Raw genomic sequence first — 3,777 nt, forward strand, 5'->3', positions numbered from 1 at the left:
GCCGCCTCGGCCTCCTCCAGCCGGTCGAGCGCGAGCAAGGCCAGGCCGAGGTTCAGCCGGACGTCGAGATCGTCGGGTCGCGCCGCCAGCACCACCTCCAGCTTCGCGACGGCGTCGGCCGGCCGGCCCGCCCGGCGGTCCGCCACCGCGGCGTTGTAGAGCGCCTGCGGATCGGCCTGGACGACGGCGGGGGGCTCAAGCGCGATTGCGATCATCGCCACCCTCCCGGGTCTGGAGGGGCGCCGCCAGCAGCAGCCGCCGCACCCGCTCGCTCAGTTCGTCCGGGATGAAGGGCTTCACCAGATAGTCGGCGGCGCCGAGCTGGAGGGCGCCGACGATGTCCTGCTCGCGCTTCAGCGCCGTGAGCATGATGATGGGCGCGGTGGAGAGCCGGCCGGCCTTCAGCCGGCGCAGGACCTCGAAGCCGTCCATGATCGGCATCAGGGCGTCGAGCACGATCAGGTCGGGCTTCTGCTCGGCGATCGAGGCGAGCGCCTGGGCGCCGTCGCCGGCGACCAGCACGTCATGCCCGTCGGCGGAAAGCCGGTGCACCAGGAGGGACCGCAGCAGGGGATCGTCGTCCGCGATCAGGATGCGGCTTGCGGTCATGGGACGTCAGAACTCCACGTCTACGCCCCCTCACAGGATGCCGCCCCGGGGTGAATCAATCGCTACCGGCGAGGCAGGGGATCTACCGGCGAGGCAGGGGATCGAGGCGGCTCCGGAGGAAGGGCGCAGACACAACGGTAACGGTTCTGCGCGGCGCTGGTTCAGGCCGTGGGCGCGTTTGCCGCGGACGGCCAACGCCGGGTCTTCCGTGAAGTCGGCCGCCGCGCCCCTACGGCCGGCCCAGCTCCCCCGCCAGGGCGAGCATGCCGGGGGTGAAGTGTCGGTTCGAGCCCGACCGCCCGCACCATCATGAACCAGGTCCATGCACGGCTCCGTTGACTTGCCGGACGTCGAACCCGACAAGGTCCGTATGCACATCCGGATCCTGTTTCTGGGCGAATTCGGCGTCCGCTACGGACGCGAGCACACGCTGGAATGTCGGGAGCCCCTGACGGTCGCGGACCTCCGCCGCCGGATCGGCGAACAGGTTGAAGGCGCCGCCGCCATCCTGACGAGGCCGGACACCCGGCTGGTGGTCGATCAGACCATCGTCCCGGACTCGGCGAGCGTCGGGCCGGGCCAGGAAGTCGCCGTCCTGCCGATCTATTCGGGCGGATGAGATGGCGATCACGGCGCTCCTGTCACACGGCCCGCCCAGCGCTGAGGCCGAGCTCGCCGCCTTCATGAGCGGCCGCACCGGGGACGGGGCGGTGGTGGCCTTCGTCGGCCTCGCCCGGGACAGTTCGCGGGCCGGGCCGGTCACCGGCCTGTTTCTCGACCACTACGCCGGCTTCACCGAGCGGTCGCTGGAGGTCATCGCGGCGGACGCCCACGCGCGCTTCCCGGTCAGCGACATCCGGGTGATCCATCGCTGCGGCGACGTCGCGCCCGGCGAGGCGATCGTCTTCGTGGCCGTCGCCGCGCCCCACCGTCGGGCGGCGTTCGAGGCCGCGGACTATCTGATGGACCGGTTGAAGACCGAGGCGGCGTTCTGGAAGCGGGAGGACGGCCCCGACGGCTCGCGCTGGATCGAGCCGACCGACCAGGACCGCGCGGACCGACAGAGATGGAGCGACTGATGCCCGGGATCGACGAGAGCTTCGAATTCCATCCGCTGAACATCGCCGTGCTGACGGTGTCGGACACCCGCACGCCGGAAACCGACACCTCCGGCGGCCTGCTGGTCGAGCGGCTCACCGCTGCGGGCCACCGGCTGGCTGCCCGGGCGCTGGTCCGCGACGATGTCGAGGCCATCCGGGCCCAGGTGCAGGCCTGGGTCGACGATCCCGAGGTGGAGGTGATCCTGACCACCGGCGGCACCGGCTTCGCGCCGCGCGACGTCACGCCCGAGGCGGTCAAGCCGCTGTTCCGGCGCGAGATGGACGGCTTTTCCGTGGTCTTTCACCAGGCCAGTCAGGGCACGGTCGGGGTCTCGACCCTGCAGTCGCGCGCCTTCGCCGGTCAGGCCGGGGAGAGTTTCGTCTTCTGCCTGCCGGGATCGACCGGGGCCTGCCGCGACGCCTGGGACCTGGTGCTGGGGCTGGAGCTGGACAGCCGCTATCGCCCCTGTTCGCTGGCGGGCCAGATCCCCCGTCTGCGCGAGGTCTGCGCGTGAGCGACCTCAGCCATCTCGATGACGCCGGCCGCGCCCGCATGGTGGATGTCACCGGCAAGCCGCTGACCGACCGGACGGCGGTCGCCGAGGGCGTGCTGACCAGCGCCGCCGCGACGGTCGAACGCGCCATCGCGGGCGACACGCCCAAGGGCGCCGTGGTCTCGACCGCGGAGCTGGCCGGGGTCATGGCCGCCAAGCGCACCGCCGAGCTGATCCCCTTGTGCCACCCCCTGCCCCTGACCCGGGTCGCGGTGACGGTGACGCCGGACGCCGGCCTGCCCGGCTTCCGCATCCGCGCCGAGGTCCGCACCCGCGGACAGACCGGCGTCGAGATGGAGGCCCTGACCGCGGTCAGCGTGGCGGGCCTGACCCTGTTCGACATGCTCAAGGCCATCGACCGCACCATGGTCATCGGCGCCATCCAGGTGACGGCCAAGCGCGGCGGCCAAAGCGGCGACTGGAGCGCCGACCGGGGCGAAGGCGCCGCGACATGATCGGCTTCGACGAGGCGCTGGCCCTGATCGAGGCGGCGGCGACGCCGCTGGACCGCGAGACCGTCGTCCTGGCCGACGCCCCCGGGCGGGTGCTGGCGGCGCCGGTCGTGGCCGGGCTGGACTCGCCGGCCTCGGACACCTCGGCCATGGACGGCTATGCGGTGCGCGAGGCCGAGGTGGCCGCCCTGCCCGCGCGGCTGCGGGTCGTCGGCGAGTCCTTCGCGGGCCGCGGCTTCGACGGACGAATGGGCCCCGGCGACTGCGTGCGCATCTTCACCGGCGCACCGATGCCGCAGGGCGCGGACCGGGTGATCATCCAGGAGATCGTACGCCGCGACGGCGACATGGCCGTGTTCGGCCACGCCCTCGGCGGCGGCCGCCACGTGCGGGCCATGGGCTCGGACTTCCGCAAGGGCGACATTCTGTTGGAGCCGGGACGCCGCCTGGATCCCCGGGCCATGGTCGCCGCGGCGGCGGCCGACCGGGCGGCCGTCGAGGTCTGGCGCCGGCCCCGGGTGGTCGTGCTGGGCACCGGCGACGAGCTGGCGGAGCCGGGAACGGCCGCCGGCATTCCCGGCGCGATTCCGGAAAGCGTCTCGTTCGGCGTCGCGGCCCTGATCGCCCAGTACGGCGGCGAGGTGGTCACCCGGCGGCGCTTGCCGGATGACCCGCAGGCGCTCGAGGCCGCGGCGGCGGAAGCGCTGGACGAGGCCGATCTGGTCGTGGTCACCGGCGGCGCCTCGGTCGGCGAGAAGGACTACGCCCGGGCCATGTTCGGTCCAGCGGGGCTGGAGCTGGTCTTGTCGAAGGTGGCGATCAAGCCGGGAAAGCCGGTGTGGCTGGGCCGAGCCCGGGGCAAGCTGGTGCTGGGCCTGCCCGGCAATCCAACCTCGGCCATGGTCACCGGCCGCCTGTTCCTGGCCCCGCTGGTCGCCGGCCTTTCGGGCGAGACGGCCGGCGCCGCCCTGGGCTGGCGGCCGGCGCGGCTGGTCCTGGACAAGGGGCCGGCCGGGCAGCTATGACCGGGCCACGGATTCGAGTATCCCAGGCGCCCGCGGC

The 3,777-nt window shown here is 73.0% G+C and carries 7 protein-coding genes; 5 read left to right on the forward strand and 2 right to left on the reverse strand.

Annotation, left to right across the window (positions count from 1 at the left end; genetic code table 11):
• Together RDU12_RS13695 and RDU12_RS13700 are read right to left on the reverse strand one after the other, a co-directional pair.
• A partial coding sequence (locus RDU12_RS13695) for a tetratricopeptide repeat protein (RefSeq protein ID WP_308685172.1) occupies positions 1-215 on the reverse strand: 215 nt, incomplete at its 3' end.
• Positions 196-609 carry a response regulator transcription factor gene (locus tag RDU12_RS13700; protein ID WP_300292900.1) on the reverse strand — a complete coding sequence of 138 codons (414 nt, stop codon included), beginning with the start codon at positions 607-609 and terminating at the stop codon, positions 196-198. The genes RDU12_RS13700 and RDU12_RS13695, both read right to left, overlap by 20 nt.
• A 322-nt stretch (positions 610-931) precedes the next feature.
• Between RDU12_RS13700 and RDU12_RS13705 the strand changes: the two genes are divergently transcribed.
• From RDU12_RS13705 to RDU12_RS13725, 5 genes are read left to right on the forward strand one after another with little or no spacing between them, the layout of a single operon-like run.
• Positions 932-1,228 carry a MoaD/ThiS family protein gene (locus RDU12_RS13705; protein ID WP_300292901.1) on the forward strand — a complete coding sequence of 99 codons (297 nt, stop codon included), beginning with the start codon at positions 932-934 and terminating at the stop codon, positions 1,226-1,228.
• A 7-nt stretch (positions 1,229-1,235) separates the two neighbouring features.
• Positions 1,236-1,688, forward strand: coding sequence for a molybdenum cofactor biosynthesis protein MoaE (locus tag RDU12_RS13710; RefSeq protein ID WP_374990222.1), 453 nt, complete (start codon positions 1,236-1,238; stop codon positions 1,686-1,688).
• Complete coding sequence (moaB, locus tag RDU12_RS13715; RefSeq protein ID WP_300292903.1) at positions 1,688-2,224, forward strand: molybdenum cofactor biosynthesis protein B; 537 nt, start codon at positions 1,688-1,690, stop codon at positions 2,222-2,224. Before RDU12_RS13710 ends, moaB begins: the two co-directional genes overlap by 1 nt.
• Positions 2,221-2,718 carry a cyclic pyranopterin monophosphate synthase MoaC gene (gene moaC / locus RDU12_RS13720; RefSeq protein WP_308685177.1) on the forward strand — a complete coding sequence of 166 codons (498 nt, stop codon included), beginning with the start codon at positions 2,221-2,223 and terminating at the stop codon, positions 2,716-2,718. The genes moaB and moaC overlap by 4 nt, the downstream gene beginning before the upstream one ends.
• Positions 2,715-3,740 carry a molybdopterin molybdotransferase MoeA gene (locus RDU12_RS13725; protein WP_308685179.1) on the forward strand — a complete coding sequence of 342 codons (1,026 nt, stop codon included), beginning with the start codon at positions 2,715-2,717 and terminating at the stop codon, positions 3,738-3,740. The genes moaC and RDU12_RS13725 overlap by 4 nt, the downstream gene beginning before the upstream one ends.
• The last annotated feature ends 37 nt before the right edge of the window (positions 3,741-3,777 follow it).

The organism is Brevundimonas sp. (assembly GCF_031082345.1).
In the GTDB taxonomy this organism is placed as follows: domain Bacteria; phylum Pseudomonadota; class Alphaproteobacteria; order Caulobacterales; family Caulobacteraceae; genus Brevundimonas.

Coding starts and splice junctions, on each gene's coding strand:
- RDU12_RS13700 (WP_300292900.1), bottom strand. CDS start 609: ATGACCGCAAGCCGCATCCTGATCGCGGACGACGATCCCCTGCTGCGG.
- RDU12_RS13705 (WP_300292901.1), top strand. CDS start 932: ATGCACGGCTCCGTTGACTTGCCGGACGTCGAACCCGACAAGGTCCGT.
- moaB (WP_300292903.1), top strand. CDS start 1,688: ATGCCCGGGATCGACGAGAGCTTCGAATTCCATCCGCTGAACATCGCC.
- RDU12_RS13725 (WP_308685179.1), top strand. CDS start 2,715: ATGATCGGCTTCGACGAGGCGCTGGCCCTGATCGAGGCGGCGGCGACG.